This is a genomic window from Hymenobacter arizonensis (assembly GCF_900115775.1).
Lineage (GTDB): Bacteria > Bacteroidota > Bacteroidia > Cytophagales > Hymenobacteraceae > Hymenobacter > Hymenobacter arizonensis.
In genome coordinates this window covers 42,810-63,405 of record NZ_FOXS01000006.1, presented here as the reverse complement: position 1 = coordinate 63,405, position 20,596 = coordinate 42,810, and the positions used below count along the sequence as shown (strand labels likewise).

Annotated in this window: 11 protein-coding genes; 2 read left to right on the top strand and 9 right to left on the bottom strand. The window is 60.7% G+C overall.

The features are described 5' to 3' along the window. Positions 1-11 precede the first annotated feature (11 nt). The 6 genes from BMZ66_RS18855 to BMZ66_RS25595 all read right to left on the bottom strand — a co-directional run bounded on the left by BMZ66_RS18855 (position 12) and on the right by BMZ66_RS25595 (position 10,854). Positions 12-2,054: an alpha/beta hydrolase family protein gene (locus BMZ66_RS18855; RefSeq protein ID WP_092677225.1), complete on the bottom strand. Its 2,043-nt coding sequence runs from the start codon at positions 2,052-2,054 to the stop codon at positions 12-14. 92 nt (positions 2,055-2,146) lie between these two features. After that, a complete protein-coding gene (locus BMZ66_RS18850) occupies positions 2,147-3,736 on the bottom strand; it encodes a serine hydrolase (protein WP_092677223.1) in 1,590 nt (529 codons plus the stop codon). Between the two features lie 235 nt (positions 3,737-3,971). Further along, on the bottom strand, positions 3,972-6,140 hold the full coding sequence (locus BMZ66_RS18845) for a S9 family peptidase (RefSeq protein WP_092677221.1): 2,169 nt from the start codon (positions 6,138-6,140) through the stop codon (positions 3,972-3,974). Positions 6,141-6,202: 62 nt separating this feature from the next. Further along, the gene (locus tag BMZ66_RS18840) at positions 6,203-8,029 is read right to left on the bottom strand and encodes a DUF885 domain-containing protein (protein ID WP_092677219.1); all 1,827 of its coding nucleotides are present in this window, start codon (positions 8,027-8,029) and stop codon (positions 6,203-6,205) included. Positions 8,030-8,154: 125 nt separating this feature from the next. Continuing rightward, positions 8,155-9,978, bottom strand: a complete 1,824-nt coding sequence (locus BMZ66_RS18835; RefSeq protein WP_092677217.1) for a DUF885 domain-containing protein — start codon at positions 9,976-9,978, stop codon at positions 8,155-8,157. A gap of 168 nt (positions 9,979-10,146) precedes the next feature. Beyond that, positions 10,147-10,854: a T9SS type A sorting domain-containing protein gene (locus tag BMZ66_RS25595; RefSeq protein WP_177204805.1), complete on the bottom strand. Its 708-nt coding sequence runs from the start codon at positions 10,852-10,854 to the stop codon at positions 10,147-10,149. A gap of 1,058 nt (positions 10,855-11,912) precedes the next feature. On the opposite strand from BMZ66_RS25595, the gene BMZ66_RS18825 reads away from it, so the two are divergent. Both BMZ66_RS18825 and BMZ66_RS18820 read left to right on the top strand, forming a co-directional pair. Then, on the top strand, positions 11,913-15,083 hold the full coding sequence (locus BMZ66_RS18825) for a serine hydrolase domain-containing protein (protein ID WP_234795162.1): 3,171 nt from the start codon (positions 11,913-11,915) through the stop codon (positions 15,081-15,083). Positions 15,084-15,223: 140 nt separating this feature from the next. Further along, on the top strand, positions 15,224-16,849 hold the full coding sequence (locus BMZ66_RS18820) for a 3-(methylthio)propionyl-CoA ligase (RefSeq protein ID WP_214607030.1): 1,626 nt from the start codon (positions 15,224-15,226) through the stop codon (positions 16,847-16,849). A gap of 103 nt (positions 16,850-16,952) precedes the next feature. On the opposite strand, the gene proC is transcribed toward BMZ66_RS18820, so the two are convergent. From proC to BMZ66_RS18805, 3 genes are all read right to left on the bottom strand, one after another. Next, positions 16,953-17,753 (bottom strand): pyrroline-5-carboxylate reductase, encoded by an 801-nt coding sequence (gene proC / locus BMZ66_RS18815; protein WP_092677211.1) that lies wholly within the window; start codon positions 17,751-17,753, stop codon positions 16,953-16,955. Positions 17,754-17,847: 94 nt separating this feature from the next. Beyond that, positions 17,848-19,029 (bottom strand): acyltransferase family protein, encoded by a 1,182-nt coding sequence (locus BMZ66_RS18810; protein ID WP_092677209.1) that lies wholly within the window; start codon positions 19,027-19,029, stop codon positions 17,848-17,850. 183 nt (positions 19,030-19,212) lie between these two features. Then, positions 19,213-20,577, bottom strand: a complete 1,365-nt coding sequence (locus tag BMZ66_RS18805) for a RagB/SusD family nutrient uptake outer membrane protein (RefSeq protein WP_234795161.1) — start codon at positions 20,575-20,577, stop codon at positions 19,213-19,215. Positions 20,578-20,596 lie beyond the last annotated feature (19 nt).

The window sequence follows — 20,596 nt, the reverse complement described above, 5'->3', positions numbered from 1 at the left end:
GAAGCCCTGAGTTATTTGCCCTCGGGGGCAGTGGCCGCGCCCTCGGGCTGCAAATATTGGTCGAGCCAGCCTATCCACAGGCGGTTCCATTCCTGCAGGCGGACTGGGTCGGTGGGGGTGTGCGCAGAAATTGGAAATGCCACGAACCGCACCGGCACGCCCCGGTCCTGGAGGGCGTGGTACATTTTGTAGGAGTTGGAGATGGTCACGCGAAAGTCGCCGGTGTTGTGCAGAATCAGAGTGGGCGTGCGCCAGCGGTCGACCCGCGACAAGGGCGACTGCACCCGGTAGCGCTCCAGGTTCTCTGCGCCTAGCCACGGCGAGGGTCCGTAGTGCCCGGCGTTCGCCCGGTTGTTATCCCCGAAATTGTAGCTGTCCAGCAAGTCAGTGACCGGGGCGGCGGCCACCGCGCACCGCCACCTCCGCCCTGACTCGCCCATAAGCCATGCCGTCATAAACCCGCCGTACGACACGCCCGAAATGGCAATGCGACTGGTATCAACCCAGCCGCGCTTTTCGAGCATGGCTATGCCGGCCAGCACGTCGCGCCCCGGCCCAGCGCCGGCATCTTCCCGAATGGCCCGCTGGAAGGCGTAGCCCAGGTTATCGCTGCCCCGGTAGTTGGGCTGAAACACCACATAGCCGCGGCTCGCCACGGCCTGGCCCAGTCCATAAAAGGCCAGCCGCGAGGAGTTGGAAGGCCCGCCGTGCATCATGAGCACCAGCGGATATTTCCTGGCAGGGTCGAAGTCAGGTGGGTAGGTTAGGATGCCGTTGGGGCGCAGGTTGTCGCTAGTCCACTCCACGGCTTCCATGCGGCCTAGGGCCAGGGCAGCGGTTTCGCGGTTGAAGTCGGTAAGGCGGCGCGGGGTGGCGGTGGGCGAAGCCAAGTAGTACAGCTCGGCAGGGCGGCCGGGCTCGTTGGCGGTAAAGGCCAGGGCGTTGCGCCGGCCCACAGCCATGTCGACCCAGTAGCTGCCGTTGGGCGACACGGCCCCCAGTTTCAGCTTGCGGCTGCTGCCGTTCAGCCCCAACTGCCAGATGGAAACGCTGGCCCCGTCGTTGCCGCCTACAAACAGGCTCTTGCTATCGGGGCTCCATAGGGCCCGCTGAATGTTGCGGTCGAGCACCTGGGTAAGGTGGCGCGGCGTACCGCCGGCCGCCGGTATCACGTCGAACCCCAGCGACTCATAATAAGGCGGCTCCTTAGGCGTCTGGTAGCTTATCCAGCGGCCATCGGGCGAGAAGGCGGGTAAATCCAGCCGTTGGGCCGGGCCTGCTAGTTGCTGCTTTGTTCCGGTAGCCACGTCCAGGGTGAAGACGCTGGTTTCCTGGTCGCCGGTTTGAGCGCTGGGTCGCAGCACGCACACCAGGCGCTGGCCGTCGGGTGCCCACGCAAAGGGAGCCGACGAGTCGTCGGGCAGGCTGCTGGAGCCGCTGGTCAGGCGCCGGGCCGGCTGGTCCCCCGTGGCAGGTACCAGCCATAGGTGGTCGGGCGCGGGCGGGGCCGTCAGGGTCATGCTGCCATTGCCCACTTCGAAGCTGTCGTTGCCGCGGGCGAGCTCGGCCGCGTTGGCGGGCGGGTCGGCGGCTGAGTAAGCCAGCGCTGTGCCATCGGGCTTCCAGGCGTAGAGCTGCACGTTTTCGGCCGAGGTAGTGAGCTGGCGGGGTTCGCCACCTGTCAGCGGCTGCACAAAAAGCTGCACGTGGGCGTCCTTGCCCGTGCCGGTGCGGGCCAGAAAGGAAACCTGGTCGCCAGTGGGCGACCAGCGCGCTTGCTTCGCTGTGGGCCTTTCCGCGACAAACACGCGCTGCATGCCACTGGCCACGTCAACCAGTACTATTTCAGTCTCGTTGCGATTGGTGGCCAAATTGGCCCGCGACACCGTTATGAGGATGCTTTTACCATCGGGCGAAAGCTGCGGGTCGCTCACGCCCACAGCCTTCACGATGTCGGCCAGCTCGAAGCGCTGTTGGGCCACCGCGGAGCTCGTGCCAAGCAATAGCATCGCAGCCACTGCCACCTGGGCCGCCAAGAAAAACGATTTCATCATGCAGGGTAACGAAAATCCAGCCAGACCATGCCGTGGCCCTGCTTAGAAGGGCCAAGTTGGTGAAAATGCATCGTAGTTACCCCACCCGCCGGCTACTTCACCCGCTGCAGGTCCAGGTCCTGGAAGTCGTAGCTGAAGTCGGTGGCAGGCGAAATGGGTTTCATTTTGATGCTGGTGGCCTCGCCCATCTCGTCGAGGGCGAAAGCGGCGAAAGCGTCAGCGTTGAGGCTGCGGGCCTTCCAGCGCACCACGAAAGTGCTGCCGCGGTAGGGCAGCACCTGGCCCACCAGGCGAGGGGCGCGCAATGCTTTTAGCCAAAGCTGGTTGCCCTGCGTGTATAGCTCCACATCGCCGAGCCAGGCATCCTTGTAGCGGCCTACGTAGGGCTTATAGTCCGGCTTTTTCGGCGCTTTTTTGGTGGCTGCGGCCACCTGCTTCCATACGGCGTCGGTTAGCTTGTTGTCGTCCGACTGGCTAGCCGCCGTGATGTCGGCCATGAGCTTCACCCGGTCAAGCCCCGGCATGCCCAGGTAATGGTCTTGGATGGTGTTGGTAACGGCTGTGAATGCTGCGCCGCTTTCCTGGTTGGTGAGCACAATAATGCCCAGGTGCAGCTCGGGCAGCAGTGTCACCTTCGTGACCATGCCGATTTGGCCGCCGGTGTGCGATACTTCCTTATACCCGCGCACATCGCGCAGGAACCAGCCCAGGCCATAGGCCGAAAAGTGCGTGTTGTAGCTATAAGGCAAGTATTTCTCCGGCATGGGGCTCACTGGCAGAATGGTTTGCGCCGACCACATTTCGTACTGGGTGCTGGGCTTGAAGAGCGAAGCCGGGGCGCCGGGTCCACCGAGCAGCATCATGGCCCATTTGCTCAGGTCAGCAACGCTGCTGTACATGCCGCCGGCCGGGCCAACCATGTCGCCCAGGTCGCGCCGGATAACCCGGACGGTGCCGTCCACGGGGCCGTGGCCGTCAATTACGTTGGCAGGGTCGGGGAGGCGGGAGTACAGGGCGCCGGTGCGGCTCATGCCCAGAGGCTTGAGCAGGCGGGTTTCCACGAAGGTGCTCCAGGGCTGGCCGGCTACCCGGGCCACCACCTCGCCAGCAATGATGTAGAGGTTGTTGTCGTAATCAAACTTGCTCCGAAACGACGATACCGGCTTAAAATAGCGCAGGTTGTGGATGACATCCTTGATGGTGTAGTCGGTCGAGTCCGGAAAGAACATCAGGTCGCCGGCGCCCAGGCCCAGGCCGCTGCGGTGGGTGAGCAGGTCGCGCACCGTGAACTCGGCCGTCACGTAGGGGTCGTACATCCGAAATTCGGGAATGTGGTCGGTCACCTTGTCGTCCCAGCGCAGCTTGCCGTCTTCTACCAGCAGCCCTAGGGCCGCGGCAGTAAAGGCTTTGGTGTTGGAAGCAATACCGAAGAGCGTGTTCTCATCAACTGGCGCCTTGGTGGCCAGCGAGCTCACGCCGTAGCCCTTGCTCATCACCACCATCCCATCCTTCACCACGGCTACGGCCATGCCCGGCACATTGAAAGCCTTGAGGGTGCGGGCCACCACGGCATCCACGGCGGCCACATCCAGCGGCGTGGTGGGCGGAGTAGCTTGTTGGGCCATCGCTGGGCCAGCCAGCAAAGCCAGCAAGAAGAGGTTGAGCAAACCAATTCGAATCATAAGAACTCTGTGAAAATTACAGTAGACGTCAAATATACCTCGCTAGGTGTTGGGTGATGAGATTTCCAGACAAGCATTTTTAAATTTTATTCTCCAGGTTTACCAGCGTATTCCTGCTGCGTAGCCCGCTCTTATTCGAACCAGACTAGGAGCATTGCTGGGTACAAAAAAGCGGGGACCGAAAAGCCCTAACGTCTTTCCGGTTCCCGCTTTTTTATGCCCAATCACTACCGGCTTAGCGCCCGCCAGGAGGGCAGTTGGCTTTAAGGAATTTGGTGAAAGTAGAGGCCAAGTGGACGCTGGTGCCTTCGCCTTCCGAGATGCTGTGCGTCCGGTTGGGGTAGGCCATGAGCTGGAAGGTTTTGTTGTGCTTCACCAGCTCGTTTATCATCTGCTCGGCGTTGTTGTAGTGCACGTTGTCGTCGCCGGTGCCGTGAACGAGGAGCAGGTTGCCACGCAACTTTTTGGCGTGGGCCAGCGGCGAATTATCTACGAAGTAGTGCTTGTCTTCGGGTAGCAGGCCCATGTAGCGCTCCTGGTAAATGTTATCGTAGTTGAGCTGATTGTCGACGGCGGCAATGGAAATGCCGGTCTTGTAAATCTGCGGGTACTGAAACAGGAGGTTCAGCGTGGTGGAGCCGCCGCCGCTCCAGCCCCACACCGCCACGCGGCTGGTGTCGACGAAAGCGTTTTTCAGCACTTCCTGCGCGCCCAGCGCTTGGTCGCGGATATTCAGGTTGCCAATGTTTTGGTAGATGGCTTTGCGGAACTCGCGCCCGCGCGGGGCCGGCGTGCCGCGGTTGTCGAGCGAGGCGTAGATGTAGCCGTCATCGGCCATGCTGCCCTGGTAAAGGAAGTTGCTGCTCGCGCCGAAGCGGTCGACCACGGTCTGGCCAGCCGGCTCGCTGTAAACCATGAATACAATGGGGTATTTCTTGGCGGGGTCGAAGTTGGTGGGTTTCACCATCCAGCCGTCCAGAGTTATGCCTTCGGATGTCTTTACCTGGAAAAACTCCGTTTTGGGCATTTTCATGGTCTTCGCCCGTTCCGGGATTTCGCCGCCGCTCACGCGTTGGTGAGCCGGCAGGGTCACCACGTCAGCTACCGGGAAGCTGGTGCTACTAGAGTAGTTGTGCAGCGCAATTTTGCCATTGGGCGAAATGTCGTAGCGGTGCGAACCCGCCAAAGCCGCCGGCGTCACGCGGGTGGCCTTGCCACCTTTAAGCGGCACCTGGTAGAGATAGGTTTGGGTGGCATTGGTGGGGGAGGCCATGAAGTAAATGGTGCCCGCCGCTTCGTTGATGGAGGTCAGGCTGATGACGTCGTAGTTGCCGGGCGTCAGCAGTTTCTGCTTGCCGCTGCGGTCCATGGAGTAAAGGTGGCGCCAGCCGTCCTTCTCGCTCACCCACAGAAAGCTTTTGCCCTTATTGTACCAGTTCCAGCCTTCGGCATCGTCTTTGGCCTCAATCCAGGCCTTGTCGGTTTCGCTATATATAGTTTTTGCCGCGCCCGTTGCGGCGGTGCACAGTATCAGCTTGCTCTGGTTTTGGCGCCGGTTTAGCTGTTGCACAATCAGGGCGTCCTTATCAGCCCATTCCATGCGCGGCAGGTAGTGCTGCACGGCGTCGCCGGGAATGTCCATCCACTTGGTGGCGCCGCCCGCCACGGGCACCACGCCAATGCGGGCGCGGCTGGGGTCTTCGCCCACCACCGGGTATTCCACGGGCACCGTGAAGGGGTAGAGGGCGTCGGTGTTGTTTAGCATCAGGTAGTTGCGGGTTTTGGTCGCGTCCAGCTGCCAGTAGGCCAGCTGCTGCCCGTCGGGCGACCACCGGAAGCCGTCGCGGCAGTTCAGCTCTTCCTCGTACACCCAGTCGAAGGTGCCGTTGATGAGCCGGTCGGTGCCGTCGGTGGTGAGCGGGGTGATGCGGTGGTCGGCCAGGTTTTCCACGTAAAGGTTGCGCTCGCTTACGTAGGCCACCTTGTTGCCGTCGGGTGAGAACTTGGCAAACATCAGCGACGATGCTGGCCGGCCCTTGCCGAGCTGCGTCAGTTCCTGAGTCGCCATGTTGTATACCCAGTAGTCACCGCGGGTGTCAAAGCGCCACACTTTCTTGGTGTTGGTATTAAGCAGCGCCAACTTTCCATCCTCGGAGAGAGCGAAGCGGCTCACCTCCAGCGGAGCCGTTTGGCCGGCCGGAATGAGCTGCTTTTTGCTGATGACGGTGCGGGCCTTGGCTGGCTCGCGGGCATCGAGCTGCACTACCGAATCCTGCTGCACCCGCAGGTAACTGTAGCCGTCTTTGGTCCATTGGATGCCGGGGCCTACCTGCGCTTGTGCAGCACCAACGACGAATAAAACGGCCAGGGCTGTGCCCGCGCGGCGGACAACTTGCTGAATCATAATGAAGGAATAAGGAATGAATGGGCTGAAATTAGCCCTGCTTGATACATTCGACGCCGAATTTATTTCTGCCGCGCCGCCCAGGCGTCCATGCGGCGCTCGGCTACGGCCAGGGGCATCGCGCCACCGGCCAGCAGCTCGTCGTGAAAAGCGCGCAGGTCGAACTTCTTGCCCAGCTGCTTCTCGTAGCGGGCGCGCCATTCCAGGATTTTAAGCTGGCCAATTTTGTAGCTCAGGGCTTGGCCGGGGTTGCTCATGTAGCGTTCAACCTCAGCCGTAGCCAGCTGCTCGCTGATGACTTCGTTGTCCATCATGTACTTGATGGCCTCTTCCCGGGTCATTCCTTTGGCGTGCAAACCCACGTCGACCACCAGCCGAATGGCCCGGTGAATTTCGCCACCCAAAGAGCCCGCGTACTGGTATGGGTCGGTGTAAAGCCCCAGCTCTTTGCCCAACGATTCGCAGTAAAGCGCCCAGCCTTCGCTGAAAGCACTATAGCCCCCGAAGCGCCGGAACTTAGGCAGGGCGGTGTTTTCGTTTTGCAGCGAAATCTGGTAGTGGTGCCCCGGAATGGCCTCGTGCAAAAACATGTCTTCCATCGGCGGCAGCGACGTGACGTTGTACTGGGTAGCGTCGAGAATGGGCACGTAGAAAACGCCCGCCCGGCTACCATCGGGCGAACCTGCCATGTACTGGGCGCTGGCCGAAGCGGCGCGGTACGCCTCGGTCTGGCGTACTTCAAACGGGGTCTTGGGCGTGCGCCCGAACATCTTTTTCAGGTTGGGCGCCATGCGCTGGTGAATGGCCTCGAACCCGTCGAGCACTTCCTGCGGCGTTTTGTAGGGCCGAAACTTGGGCTCGTTCTTCATGTAGGCGAAGAAGGCGGGCAGGTCGCCCTGGAAGCCAACCTGCTTTTTCACGGCTTCCAGCTCGGTGCGCAGGCGCTTCACCTCGCTCAGGCCGGTTTGGTAAATTTCTTCCGGTGTTTTGGCGGTGGTGGTCGAGTACTTCACGGCGTAGCGGTAAGCCTCCGGGCCGTTGGGCAGGTCGCCAAAGCCGGAGGTGGTCCGGGCCTTGGGCAGGTACTCGTTTTTCAGAAAGCTGCTCAGCTTTTGGAAGGCGGGCACCAGCTCCGTGAGGATGGCCTGCTGGTAGGCATTCGTCAGCCGGGTTTTGTCGGCCGCGGGCAGTGTGGCGGGTAGCTTGGTGGTGGGGCCGTAAAACAGGCTTTTGGCGGGGTCGCTGACAATCATGGCCTCCAGCTGCGGAATCATTTTCACCACCAGCGCCTTGGGCAGCACCACGCCGCTAGCCATGCCCTGGCGGAAGTTGGCAATGGCCGAATCGGTCCAGGCCGTGAAGCCGTGCACCCGGCTCAGCCAGTTGTCGTAGTCTTTGGCGGTCTTGAACGGTTGCGCCGCCATGCCCGACCCGAACTGAGCCATAGCTTGCGGCAAGCCGCCGGTTTGCCCAAAAGGCATCAGCCACCGCTGTAGCTTCAGCTGCTGGCCTTCCAAGCTGGTTTCCAGCTGGTAGCGAAAAACGTCGTAGCTGACCTGGTCTTCAGCCGAAAGCTTGGCCCGGTCGAACTTCTGCAGCGACGTCAGGTACTGCTGGTAAAACCGTTGCTGCTGCTGCCGGAAGGCGCGGGTCTGGTCGTTGGGCAGTTGGTCGTTGTAGCGGCTATCGCCCTGCGCCGTGGCTGCAAACGGGAACAGGCTGGCCTGCTCGTCCCAGTACTTTTCAAACAGCGCGGCCAACGGTGCCGATGCCGAAACGCCCGTGGCTCTGGGCAAATCAGGGGCTTTGCCGCCTTGAGAAGCTTGCACCAACGCAAAGGCGCCGGGCATCCATAAGCCGGCAAGTAGCGCAATAGAAGTACTTTTCATTCAATGAATATTACTGTGCGCGGCAAGCTACAACTATCCCCGCGAAAAGCTAAACCAATTTAATGCGGCCAAAAAAAGGGTCGTGCTAGCACGACCCTTTTCCAGTTACTTCTTGCGGCACAGCGCTACTTCTGCTTGGCTGCCCAGGCGTCCATCTTTTTCTCCAGCACCGCCAGCGGCATCGAGCCGTCTTTCAACAATTCGTCGTGGAAGCTGCTGAGTTTGAACTTGGAGCCAAGCTGCTTTTCGTACTTGGTGCGCAGCTCCCGAATTTTCAGCTGGCCGATTTTGTAGCCCAGCGCCTGGCCCGGAATGGCCATGTAGCGCTCAATGGCCGACGTGGCCTCGTCGCGCGTGGTGCTCAGGTTGGCCAGCAGGTACTCAATGGCCTGCTCCCGGGTCATCTGGCGCGAGTGCAGGCCGGTATCAACTACCAGGCGCACAGCGCGCAGCATCTCATCGCCCAGGGCGCCCATGCGCTGGTAGGGGTCTTTAAACAAGCCCAGCTCCGGCCCGAGGCTTTCGCAATACAGGGCCCAGCCTTCGATGTAGGCGTTTTGGCCGCCGAACCGCCGGAACTTGGGCAAGTCGGTGCTTTCCTGCTGCAGCGAAATTTGATAATGGTGGCCCGGAATGGCTTCGTGCAAAAACAGCGACTCCATGCCCGAGGTGGTGGCAAACGTGGTGGCGTCGGGAATGGGCACGTAGAAGATGCCCGGCCGCGAGCCGTCCGGCGAGCCCTGGTTGTACTCGGCCGACGCCGACGCCTCCCGAAACTTCTCGGTTTGGCGAATTTCAAACGGCGTTTTGGGCGTGCGGCCAAACATCTTTTTCAAGTTGGGCAGCATACGCTGATGAATGTTCTCAAAAGCCGCCAGCACCTCTTCGGGCTTTTTGTAGGGCCGGAATTTGGCGTCGGTGTTCAGGTATTGGAAGAAGGCCGGCAAGTCGCCCTTGAAACCCACTTCGTTTTTAATCTGCTCCATTTGGGCCCGAATGCGGGCTACCTCGCTTTGACCGGTTTGGTAGATTTCGGCCGGGGTCTTGTCTGTCGTCGTGAGGTACTCTACCAGGTAGGCGTAGATGTCTTTGCCGCCGGGCACCGCGTCGATGCCGCTCGTGGCGCGGGCTTTGGGCAGGTATTCGGTGCGCAGGAACGTGCTGAGCTTCCTGTAGGAAGGCACTAGCTCGGTCAGTATCGCCCTCTTGTACTCGTCGGTCAGGCGGGTTTTGTCGATGTCCGAGAAGTCGGCCGGGAAACGCGTAATGGGACCGTAGTAAAGGCTCTTGGTGGGGTCCGATACCACAATGTCCTCGGCTTGCAGCTGCGGAATCATGCGCTCTACCAGCACGCGGGGCAACACCACGCCGTTGCGCATGCCCACCCGAAAGTTGGCAATGGCCGAGTCGGTCCAGGCCGTGAAGCCGCGCACGCGGCCGAGCCAGTTCTCGTAGTCCTTCACGGTTTTAAACGGCTGGTTGCCCTGGCCCGAGCCGTACTGGCCCAGGCTAATGGGCAGGCCATAGAACTGGTTGGCCGGCATCATCCATAAATTCAGCTTGAGTTCCGCCAGGCCGTGCTTCATCTCGTATTCAAAGATGTCGTAGCTGATTTTGTCATTGTCGCTCAGCTTTTCGCGGTCAAACTGCTGCAGCTGCGTCAGGTAAGTTTGGTAGAACGTGCGCAGTGTATCCCGGTAGGCGCGGGTCTGGTCGTTGGGCAGCTGGTCGTTAAAGCGGTTGTCGCCATAAGCTGTGGCATCCAGCGGGTTCAGGCGCGAGTTCTGCTCCCAGTAGCGGTTGAACAGGCCCGACAGGCCCGTGGTGGTGTCGGCGGCCGCTCCAGAAGCCGCGTTCTCATTGCTGGCAGATGAATCAGTGGTTTTGGTCTGATTGCAGGCGGAGGTGAGCGCCGCGGCTAAGAGGCCGGCAAGGGCAAGTTTTTTCATGAAGAAAGTAAAGCAGGGGTAAGGGTGCCAGATGGGAGCAAATAACGCGAAAATCCGGGGTAGGCTGCGTGGCGCAGGGGGCGCTTCCTGGGCTCAACATGTTTTGCAAAACAAAAGCCCGGCGTCCTTGAGCAGGACGCCGGGCTTTCGAATACGTTTCAACGGGTACTACTCGCGTACCACGCGCTGCATGGTGCTTTCAGCAGCACCCTTCAGCTCCAGGAAGTAGGTGCCTTTGTTGAGGCTGGTCAGGTCGAGGCGGTCGTTGCCGGCGGCTTTGCCGCGCAGCATGGTCTGGCCCAAGGCATTCAATACGCGGTACTGCACCTGGCCCACAGTGGCGGGCAACACCACGGCGTCGGCGGTAGGGTTGGGGAAAACCGTTACCTCCGTGCTGGTTTGCACCGCTACCACGGGCGAGAACGCGCTAGTGCCATCGGTGTCGACCTGGCGCAGACGGTAGTACGACTGACCCGCGAGCGGACGGCTGTCGGCATACGAGTACTCCCGCGCGCTGCTGCTGTTGCCCTGGCCTTTCACGCTGCCAATGGTTTGGAACAGCTGGCCATCGGCGCTGCGCTGTATTTCGAATCGGTCGTTATTCTTCTCGGTAGCAGTGGCCCAGTTTAGGGTTACGCCTTGCTGCTTGGCAGTCGCTTCGACGCGGGTGAGTTCAACGGGAAGTGGTGAAGAACCTGAAGCCAGCGTGACGTTGTCTACTACAATAGCATTCCTTCTCGAAGTAATGAGTGTTATCGTAACCGTTACGTTGGTTCTTTGAACAAAAGAGGGAAGATTTATAATAAAGCTTGAAATTCCAGGACCGTTAATAGGAACAACCCTAGTTTGTAGGGTCGTACCATTGGTGGTAATCATTTCAGATGTGGTTCCAGTTTGGCCAACAGTGTACACCGGACCGGAGTTGTTGCCATTAGAACTCAATGCAGCTGAATTTATAGACAGAACATTGGCAGTAGTGGCGGCTGAGGTTATGGTATTTACCAGAGTTAGTCCTACAATAACTTGACTTTGGTTGCCGAAGCCTTCATTGTTTGCACCTATTGCTGGGCTACCAATCTGAAATGAGAGTCTATTACCTGTGGAGCCCGCCTGAAAAGTTTGGGTGTCAAAAGTTAGTGTAGTATTCAGTCCAGTAATACCATTGCTGTTATTCTGAACGCCGTAAGTTCCAAAGGTTTGTGGAGCAGTTTCGCTAAAGTAACCCACCAACTCAGGGGCGTTGTTGGTGGTCGAAGAAGCGGAGAAACCTAATACGCTCCCAGTAGCAGGGGGAGTATATGCTGCGTTAAAGTTCTGAGTCTTGGTAAAAATTTGTGCAGAAGCATCAGCAGAACCCAAAAGGACAGCAAAGCCCCCTAAGAACATGGCTTTTCTGCAGTAATTCTTTAAGGAAAGAAGTATGATTGTTCGCATGAGAGCAATAGGTGTAGTTGATATGGAAAAATTTCTTTTAAGTGCTTAAAAAGTGCTGTTAGGCAGCGGTTTCGAACATTGTTTCTCTTCGGTTACTGCTTGCCAGAAATTGACATAGCAGAACACAAGTGAGTTTTAAATAACCAAGCCCCAGTTTTGAGTTAAAGAAAAACACGGAATAGGCTAATTTTTCGCAAGGTACCAATTCTTAGAGAACCATACAAAACCTTGCGAGCAGAAAGCCGTAGCGGCAACCGTATCCGAAACTTGAATAATGTAAAAATACGATATTTACTATTCGATTGGGCGATAGAATGTGGGTTTACCCTTGTCTTATTTGAAGAATAAACTATTTGTTAATTTTTTAGCGCAAACCTGTTTTGTAGCGTCGAAGCTTTTACCTCGGCCTTATAAGCGGCATTTGCCAAGAACAGTATGTCTTATTAGTATACCAATGAGTTCGCAGCGCTAAGCGCTACTTTCGCATCTACACTCAGCCTTTGCCCTTGTCATCCCTCAAGTCCTTTACGCTGCTGGCGCTGCTGTTTGTCGCGCCGCTGCTAGCTCCGGCCCAACGCCGGGCAGTGCCCGCGCCAAAGCCCTCGGTTTCCCGCCCGCAGAACCGGAACAAAACCCCGAATGTGGTCAAGAATGCTCGCCCCAAAACAGTGGCCGGCAAGAAGCCAGCCATGGGGGCGTTGCCGCCGGGCGCACCTGCCTTCACCCAATACCTGCACTCGCCCTGGGTCGATAGCCTGATGCGCGCGCTCACGCCCGACCAGCGGGCGGCGCAGCTGTTCATGGTAGCAGCGTATTCCAACCGCACTCGCGTTGATGAAGACTCCATTTCGGCCCTTATCAAGCAGTACGGCATTGGTGGCCTGATATTCTTTCAGGGCGGGCCGGGCCGGCAGGCCCGCTTGCTGAATCGCTACCAAAGCCAGAGCCGAGTGCCCCTGCTGGTGGCCATGGACGGCGAATGGGGAGTAGGCATGCGCCTCGACAGCGTGGTGAAATTCCCCTACCAAATGAGCCTGGGCGGGGGCATCGATACCTTTCTGCTATATGACATGGGCCGCGAGGTGGCCCGGCAGTTCAAGCGGCTGGGCATGCACGTCAACTTTGCTCCCGTGGTGGATGTGAACAACAACGCCGCCAACCCCGTCATCGGCTTCCGCTCCTGGGGCGAAAACCCGGCGGCCGTGTCGCGCGACAGCCGCCAGTATATGCGCGGCATGCAGGACGCGGGCATTCTGGCCGTGGCCAAGCACTTCCCCGGCCACGGCGATGTCGACGCCGACTCCCACTTGGCCCTGCCGACGGTGCGCGTCGACCGCCGCCGCCTCGACACCCTGGAACTGCCGCCCTTCCGCAGCCTGATTGCGGGCGGGCTGGGCGGCATGATGGTGGCCCACCTCAACGTGCCCTCGCTGGACACGGTGCCGGGTCCCAGCACCTTGTCGCGGCCCATCGTGACGGATTTTCTGCGCAAGGAAATGGGCTTTCAGGGGTTGGTTTTCACCGATGCCATGAACATGAAGGGCGTCATCACGAAGTATCCGCCCGGCGAGGCCGACGTGCGGGCCCTGATGGCGGGCAACGACATACTGGAGTTCAGCAAGAACGTGCCCCTGGCCATTAGAATGGTGCGCGCTGCCGTGGACAGCGGGCGCATTTCACAAAAGGAAATCGACGAGCACTGCCGCCGGGTGCTGGCCCTCAAGCAGTGGTCGGGCCTGAGCCGCTACCAGCCCATCGAAACCAAAAACCTCCACGAAGACCTCAACTATCCGCACGCGCAGTACCTGAGCCACCGGCTCACGGAGCTAAGCATTACGCTGCTGCGCAACCAAAAGAACCTGCTGCCGCTGCAGCGCCTCGACACCCTGCGCATAGCCACCCTGGTGCTGGGCGGCGGCTCCAATACGTCCGACTTCCAAAAAACCGTGGCCGACTACGCGCCGGCAGCCCACTTTCACGCCACCTCCACGCCCACGCTGGACGAGTTGATAAAGCTGCGCGAGGCGCTAAAACCCTACAACTTGGTGCTGGTAGCAATGCAGGGCCTGGGCCGCCTGCCCGCCACCAACTTCGGCATCTCGCCCGAAACCAACCTGCTGCTGCGCGAGCTGATAAACCAGAAGCAAACGCTGGTACTGAGCGTCTTCGGCTCGGCCTACGCCGTGGCCAAGGTGCGCGACCTGGACCGCGCCGCTGGCGTAGTGCTGGCCTACCAGGAAAGCCCGAATGCCCAGAGCCTAGCCGCCCAAGCCATTTTTGGTGGCATAGGCACCACGGGCAAACTGCCCGTCACGGTATCGGACCGGTACGCCCGTGGCTTCGGCCTGCGCACGGCCGGCAGCCAGCGCCTGGCCTATGCCTACCCTGAGTCGGTGGGCCTCGACGGCCGCCTTGAAGCGCGGGTAGACAGCCTGATAGGCCGGGCCCTGGCGGCCCAGGCCTTTCCCGGCGCCCAGGTGGTCATTGCCCGGCGCGGCACGGTGGTATTGCGCAAAAGCTACGGCAACCACACCTACGCCGGCTTTGGCAATGGGAGCGAAGAAGAGGAGATGAGCAGGGACCAGAAGCGCAAGAAGCGCGACCAGGCCGCGACCTCTACTACCGTAGCGCCCCCGACTACAGTACCGCGCCCGGTGCGCGACGGCGACATCTACGACTTGGCCTCGCTCACCAAGCTCATGGCCTCCGCGCCCGCGCTGCTCAAGCTGCAGGAGCAGGGCAAGTTCAGCCCGGACAGCACCATGGGTCAGTACTTTCCCTTCCTGCGCGGCACCAACAAAGCCGACCTGCGCATGCGCGACGTGCTCACGCACCAGGCCCGCCTGAAGGCCTGGATTCCGTTTTGGAAGGAGCTGACGAAGAAAAACGGCCAGCTGCGCCGCCGCTATTTCCGCGCCGATTCATCGGCCCGGTTTCCGCTGCCGGTGGCCGATGAACTGTGGGCGCGCAAGACCCTGCCGGCGCGTCTTTACAAAGAGATAGGGGAGTCGCCGCTGAACGAGAAGCCGGGCTACGTGTATTCCGACCTGTCGTTTATTCTCTACCCGGAGCTGGTGAAAGCCCGAACCGGGCAGACGTTCGACGCCTTTTTGCAGCAGCAGGTGTATGGCCCGCTGGGCGCCAGCACCATGGGCTTCCGGCCCACCCACCGCTTCCCGCTGCGCCGCATTGTGCCCACGGAAGTGGATTCGGCGTTCCGCCGCCAGCTGCTGCACGGCACCGTGCACGACGAGGGCGCGGCGCTGTTTGGCGGCCTGTCGGGCCACGCCGGCTTATTTGGCAGCGCCACCGACGTGGCCAAGCTCGCCCAAACCTATGCCTGGAGCGGCCGCTACGGCAATCAGCAGGTATTCAACAAGGAACTGATGGCCGAATGGACCCGCTGCCAGTTCTGCCCCGACAACCGCCGGGCCTTGGCCTTCGACCGGCCCGCCGCCGACCCTACCGTGAACTCAGCCAAGAGCGTTTCCCAGAGCAGCTTTGGCCACACGGGGTACACCGGCACCTATTTCTGGGTTGACCCCAAAGAGGAATTGGTGGTGGTGCTGCTCACCAATCGCGTGCACCCGACTCGGAACAACAATAAGCTGACGGAGATGAGCGTGCGCTCGAGCCTGCTGCAGCTGGCGCTGGAGGCGGTGCGGAAATAAGCGGTTTGGGGGAGGAGACAGGTAAATAATTCGGGGAATACAAGAACCTTGGCCTGCTGTTCGGTTCATATTTCAATATCCTGAAATATTGGCTAGCTTGGAAGCCTGCTTCTCCCGCCCACCCTTACCCCGACGACCCCATGCAAGGACTAATGATGGCCGACCAGCTGCGCGTAGCTGGCATTCTGGAACACGCCGCCAAGTGGCACGGTGATACTGAAGTGGTTTCGCGCCTACCCGAAGGCGGCATTCACCGCTACACCTACGCCGAGGCGCACCAGCGCAGCAAGCAACTGGCCAACGCCCTGCTGAAAATTGGCGTCGCCGACGGCGACCGGGTGGCCACCATTGCCTGGAACACGCACCGTCACTTCGAGCTGTACTACGGCGTGGCCGGCATCGGAGCAGTGTGCCACACCATCAATCCGCGCCTGTTTCCGGAGCAGCTCGTCTACATCATCAACCACGCCGAAGACCGGCTGCTGTTCTTCGACCTGACCTTTCTGCCACTGGTAGAGAAGCTGGCGCCCGCCTGTCTCAAGGTTGAGAAATGGGTGCTGATGGCCGGCCCCGAGCACCTGCCCGCCGCCTCGGCCATGCCCGGCCTGTGCAGCTACGAAGACCTGCTGGCTGCCGAAAGCGCCGACTACGCGTGGCCCATGCTCGACGAAAACACGGCCTGCTCGCTCTGCTACACCTCCGGCACCACCGACGAGCCCAAGGGCGTGCTTTATTCCAACCGCTCCACGCTGCTGCACGCCATGGCCATTTCGCTGCCCGACGCGCTCAATTGCTCGGCGCTGGACGTCATCATGCCCGTGGTGCCCATGTTCCACGTCAATGCCTGGGGCTTGCCGTATGCGGCACCGCTCAACGGCGCCAAGCTGGTGCTGCCGGGCGCGGGCATGGATGCCGCCAGTTTGTATGAGCTATTTGAGAGCGAAGGCATTACCTTTTCGGCGGGCGTGCCCACCATCTGGTTGGGGCTCCTGCAGTTTATGCGGGAAGGCAAGCGGCGGTTTAGCACGCTGCACCGCACGGTGGTAGGCGGCTCCGCGTGCCCGCCGGCTCTGATGAAGGCGTTCGAGGAAGAGCTGGGCGTCACCATCAAGCACGCCTGGGGCATGACCGAAACCAGCCCCTTGGGCACCGCCGGGCACCTGAAGTCGAAGCATGCCCACCTTAGCCCGGCCGACAGCCAGGCGGTGCGGGTCAAGCAAGGCCGGGTGGTATTTGGCGTCGACATGAAGATTGTGGGCGACGACGGCGAGTCGCTGCCGCACGATGGCGTGGCCTTTGGCGACTTGCTGGTGCGCGGCCCGTGGGTGGTGGGCGACTATTTCAACAGCGGCACCCCCGGCGAGCTCACGGCCGATGGCTGGTTCCGCACTGGCGATGTGGCGACCATCGACGCCGACGGCTTCATGCAAATCACCGACCGGTCAAAGGACGTCATCAAATCGGGCGGCGAGTGGATTTCCAGCATCGACCTGGAGAACCTGGCCGTGGGGCATCCGGCCGTGGCTGAAGCTGCCGTCATCGGCGTGCCCAGCGCCAAGTGGAGCGAGCGGCCCTTGCTCGTTGTGGTGCGGCGCCCGGGCATGGACGTATCGGCCGAGGATTTGCTCGCTTTCTTCAAAGGGAAAGTGGCCCACTTCTCCGAGCCCGATGCGGTGGAATTCGTGGACCAATTGCCGCACACCGCTACCGGTAAGCTGCTCAAAACGCAGCTGCGGAAAGATTTTGCTGGCTATTCCGTGGCTTAATACTTTCTCGCTGAGGTTCGCTGAGCTGTTCATGCAATTCTTATGACAACTCAGCGAACCTCAGCGGTTACCTCCGCGAACCTCAGCGAGAACTACTACAGCATTATTTCCCCAGCTCCTCGGCGCGGTTGCGGGCGGCCCCGGCGCCGGCCATGAGGCCTTCGCGCACTTCCCCCGCCCCGAAAGCCTTCATCGCGGCCTCGGTGGTGCCGCCTTTGGAGGCCACTTTGGCAATCCAGTCGGTGCAGCTCAGGCCCGATTGGGAGTAGAGCTCCACGGCACCGCGGAAGGTTTGGCTCACCAGCAGCTCGGCTTCGGCGGGGGAGAAGCCCATTTGGGTGGCGGCGGCCATCAGGGCATCCATGCAGTAGTACACGTAGGCGGGGCCGCTGCCCGATATGGCCGTGGCCGCGTCAATGGCCGATTCCTGCTCCACGTAAACGGTTTTGCCGGTGGTCGAAAGCAGGTTTTGCACTTGCACCAACTCGGCGCGGGTTACTTCGTCGGTGCTGGTGAAGGCCGTCATGCCCATGCCAATTTGGGCGGGCAGGTTGGGCATGGCCCGAATGATTTTGGGCGTACCCAGGGCTTCGCGTAGCGTGGCAATGCGCACCCCGGCCATGATGCTGAGTACCACTTGCTGCGGCTGCACCAGGCCCCGCAGCGTTTCGAAGAGGGCTGGCGAGTCCTGCGGCTTCACGGCCAGAATCAGGATATCAGCGCCCGGCACGCACTCGCCTGGGTGGCCCCACACGGTCCCGATTTCGTGGATGGCCAGGGCCGGCACCCGCTCGGGCGAGCGGGCCAGTAGCCGCAAATCGAGCCGCGAGGTGATGTGGGCCCGCACAAAGCTGCGGGCATAGGTCAGGCCCATGTTGCCGCCACCGATGATGAGAATTTTCATAAAGTTGAATCGAATTCAAGTGTGAGAAGGCCCTCTTTGGCATCGGGAAAGAGCAGGCCGCAATGACGGACTCCGCAGGGCTGCGGGCATGCAATCAGACCTTCAGGATAAACCTTTTTTTATACATCCAACTCAATATTCCCAGCCAGATAAGCACCAGCAGCACTGCCCCCACCAGCGAAGCCATGCGCGGGTCGGAGAAAAAGGGCACGATGCCCCACTCGTACAGCCATTCTTTGAGTCCCCCCGTTTTGCCATTGGGGCGAGGCAGGCTAAACAAGGCGAAAGTGCGCGAAAGCAGAGCCGAAAGGCAAAATACCAAAATGGCATTGACGCCGTACACCAGCGCCGGCTGCGTCCAGGACCGGTAGCCCTGCACATCGCAAATCCAGTAGAGCGCCGCCAAGCCGGCCATGGCCAGGCCCCCGGTGTAAAGCACATAAGAGCTGCTCCACAGCGCTTTGTTGATAGGAAACCACGGCGCCCAGCACAGACCCAGAATGATAATGGCCCCCGCGGCCACGAACAGCCACGCCACCTTGGCGGCAGGCTCGGGCCCCGGGCGCCGCAGCCACTGCGCCGTGAGTGCCCCCAGCAGCCCCGTGCCGAGGGCGGGCAGCGTGCCGAGCAAGCCTTCAGGGTCCCAGGTTTTGCTTGATTTCCAGAGATGAGCTTCGGTGAAAATGAGGCGGTCGAGCCAAGCGCCGAGGTTGGTGCTGGGTTCCAGATTGGCGGGCCCAAAGCCGGGCACGGGCACCAGCTGCATCAGCACCGCGTAGCCCACCAAAAAGACCACCACCAGCCATGCCTGCGTGCGCCAGTTGGTCTTCAAAAAGATGATGCTGCAGCCCAAAAACACTAGGGCAATGCGCTGTAGCACGCCCATTATCCGCACCGTAGTAAAGTCGAACTTTGGGTAAAGCGACAGCAGCAGGCCCAGGCCAAACAGCACCGCCGCACGTTTGAGCACCCGCAGCAGAACGGCGCCTTGCGGCTCGTTGCGGCGCTTCACGCCATCCAGCGCATACACCAGGCTCACGCCCACAATGAATAGAAAGAATGGGAAAATGAGGTCGGTGGGGGTGCAGCCGTTCCATTCGGCGTGTTCCAGCAGCGGGTAAATGTGGCCCCAGTCGCCGGGGTTATTCACCAGTATCATGGCCATGACGGTGAGGCCCCGGAACGCATCCAGCGAGATGAGCCGGCCGGGCTGGGAGGCCTCGGCCAGGGGCTGGGCGCCGGTGGTGGCCACGGCGGCTTGCGTAGTGGTTTGCATGGGTCGTGTGCGGCTATTGGGAAGGTGCGCGAGCACCAGCGGAATGGCTAAGGTCGTTATTTCCCTGCGCAACTGAACGCGTGCGGCGCAGGCTTAGGTAAATGAAAAGCGCCCACTCCATCTCTGGGGTGGGCGCTTGCGCTAATGCTCCCAAACAGTGGTCAACTGTGACGGTGCCGAGGGCTAGATGGTCGGGTCGTTGGGGGTGCTGGGATTGTTCACCCGCTCCTGTTGGGGGTAGGGGTAGAAGTTGCGGGTGCGTTCCAGAAGTCCCGGGGTTGGAGTGGGCGTGGGCGTCGGTCGCCCAAACCGGCGGCTGTCTTCCAGGCGTAAGCCACTAAGGTAGAGCTCGCTGCTGCGCTGCTTGTATACCTCGGTGAGCAAGGCCGGCACCGTGACCGGACCCGAATACGCTGGCAGGTTGGCGTGTACGCCAAAGGGGTCGCCGGAGCTTTGGGTACGCACGGCATTGATGTCGGCCAGCGCGGCAGTAAGGTCAGGCGTGGCTTGACGCAGGTACACTTCGGCCCGAATCAGGCGCATCTCATCGGGCAGGTAGGCAGGAATGGCAGCAGTCTGCGACGTGAAGAAGCCGGCCAGGTTGCGTAGGTTGTCGGGGCCGCCGTTGTTGCGGTCCACCACCACGGGGCCACTGAGGTAGAAGCCCAGGCGGCCGTCGCCTGCTTCAGCTAAGTTGGCGGGCAGGCCAAAGAAGTCGCGGGGCTTAAAATTGCCCACCTGCGTGGTAAAGGTGAACACCGGATTCGGGTTCTGGGGCGAATAAGTAAAGGCCGAGCGGGTGGATAAATTTACCAGGTTGGCGGCGGTCAGGGCGGCCGCATAATTGCCCGCTATCAGATTGAAGCGCGCCCGATAAGCTTGCACGGTATTGGGCAGGTTGAACTCCGTGCCTTGTACCTGGGTGTTAAAATCAGGCGAGGGAGGATTGGCGGCCAGCTCTTGAGCAGCCAAATCGAGCAGGCGCACGGCTTCGGCCAGTAGTTGCGCCCGGCTCACAAACGGCGTGGTGCCGTTGCCATCGGGGTTGGCCGTGAGGGGGCCTTGCTCGAAGCCCATAGCCACCGCGCCCAGCGCGGCCGCCTTGAACAGGTAGGCATGGGCTAGTACCCCGCTCCGGGTGCGCTCGTCGGCCGCCAGCACGGCGGGAGCGGCCGCAATAATTTGGTCGGCCACGTTGACCACCCGGTAATTGCGGGAAAACAGCGCCGTCGTATTGGCGTTGTTGGGCGAAAGCTGCGCGCCGCCTTGCTCCAGCTCAATCACATTGAAAAACGTGGTTACGCCCTTTAGCTCGCGGGCAGTGGTGCCCGTGGTAATGATGATGGGTTCGAGGGCAACCGTGGAATAGAGCTGGCGCAGCCCCACGCTCAGCGCCAATACGCCTTCGCGGGTGGTAAGGGTCTGTTGCTCGGTAGCGGCGTTGGGGTTTACCAAGTCAAGGCTGCAAGAGGGCAGGCCCAGGCCCAGCACGCCCACCAGAAGCAGCGCACCCAGGCGCCGCGAGCAAAAATCTATGTTCTTTTTCATATTTAGGTCCGACGATAGT

Excerpts from the sequence above, each read along its gene's own strand:
- BMZ66_RS18855 (WP_092677225.1), bottom strand. The coding sequence starts at position 2,054 with ATGATGAAATCGTTTTTCTTGGCGGCCCAGGTGGCAGTGGCTGCGATG.
- BMZ66_RS18850 (WP_092677223.1), bottom strand. The coding sequence starts at position 3,736 with ATGATTCGAATTGGTTTGCTCAACCTCTTCTTGCTGGCTTTGCTGGCT.
- BMZ66_RS18845 (WP_092677221.1), bottom strand. The coding sequence starts at position 6,140 with ATGATTCAGCAAGTTGTCCGCCGCGCGGGCACAGCCCTGGCCGTTTTA.
- BMZ66_RS18840 (WP_092677219.1), bottom strand. The coding sequence starts at position 8,029 with ATGAAAAGTACTTCTATTGCGCTACTTGCCGGCTTATGGATGCCCGGC.
- BMZ66_RS18835 (WP_092677217.1), bottom strand. The coding sequence starts at position 9,978 with ATGAAAAAACTTGCCCTTGCCGGCCTCTTAGCCGCGGCGCTCACCTCC.
- BMZ66_RS25595 (WP_177204805.1), bottom strand. The coding sequence starts at position 10,854 with ATGATTACCACCAATGGTACGACCCTACAAACTAGGGTTGTTCCTATT.
- BMZ66_RS18820 (WP_214607030.1), top strand. The coding sequence starts at position 15,224 with ATGCAAGGACTAATGATGGCCGACCAGCTGCGCGTAGCTGGCATTCTG.
- proC (WP_092677211.1), bottom strand. The coding sequence starts at position 17,753 with ATGAAAATTCTCATCATCGGTGGCGGCAACATGGGCCTGACCTATGCC.
- BMZ66_RS18810 (WP_092677209.1), bottom strand. The coding sequence starts at position 19,029 with ATGCAAACCACTACGCAAGCCGCCGTGGCCACCACCGGCGCCCAGCCC.
- BMZ66_RS18805 (WP_234795161.1), bottom strand. The coding sequence starts at position 20,577 with ATGAAAAAGAACATAGATTTTTGCTCGCGGCGCCTGGGTGCGCTGCTT.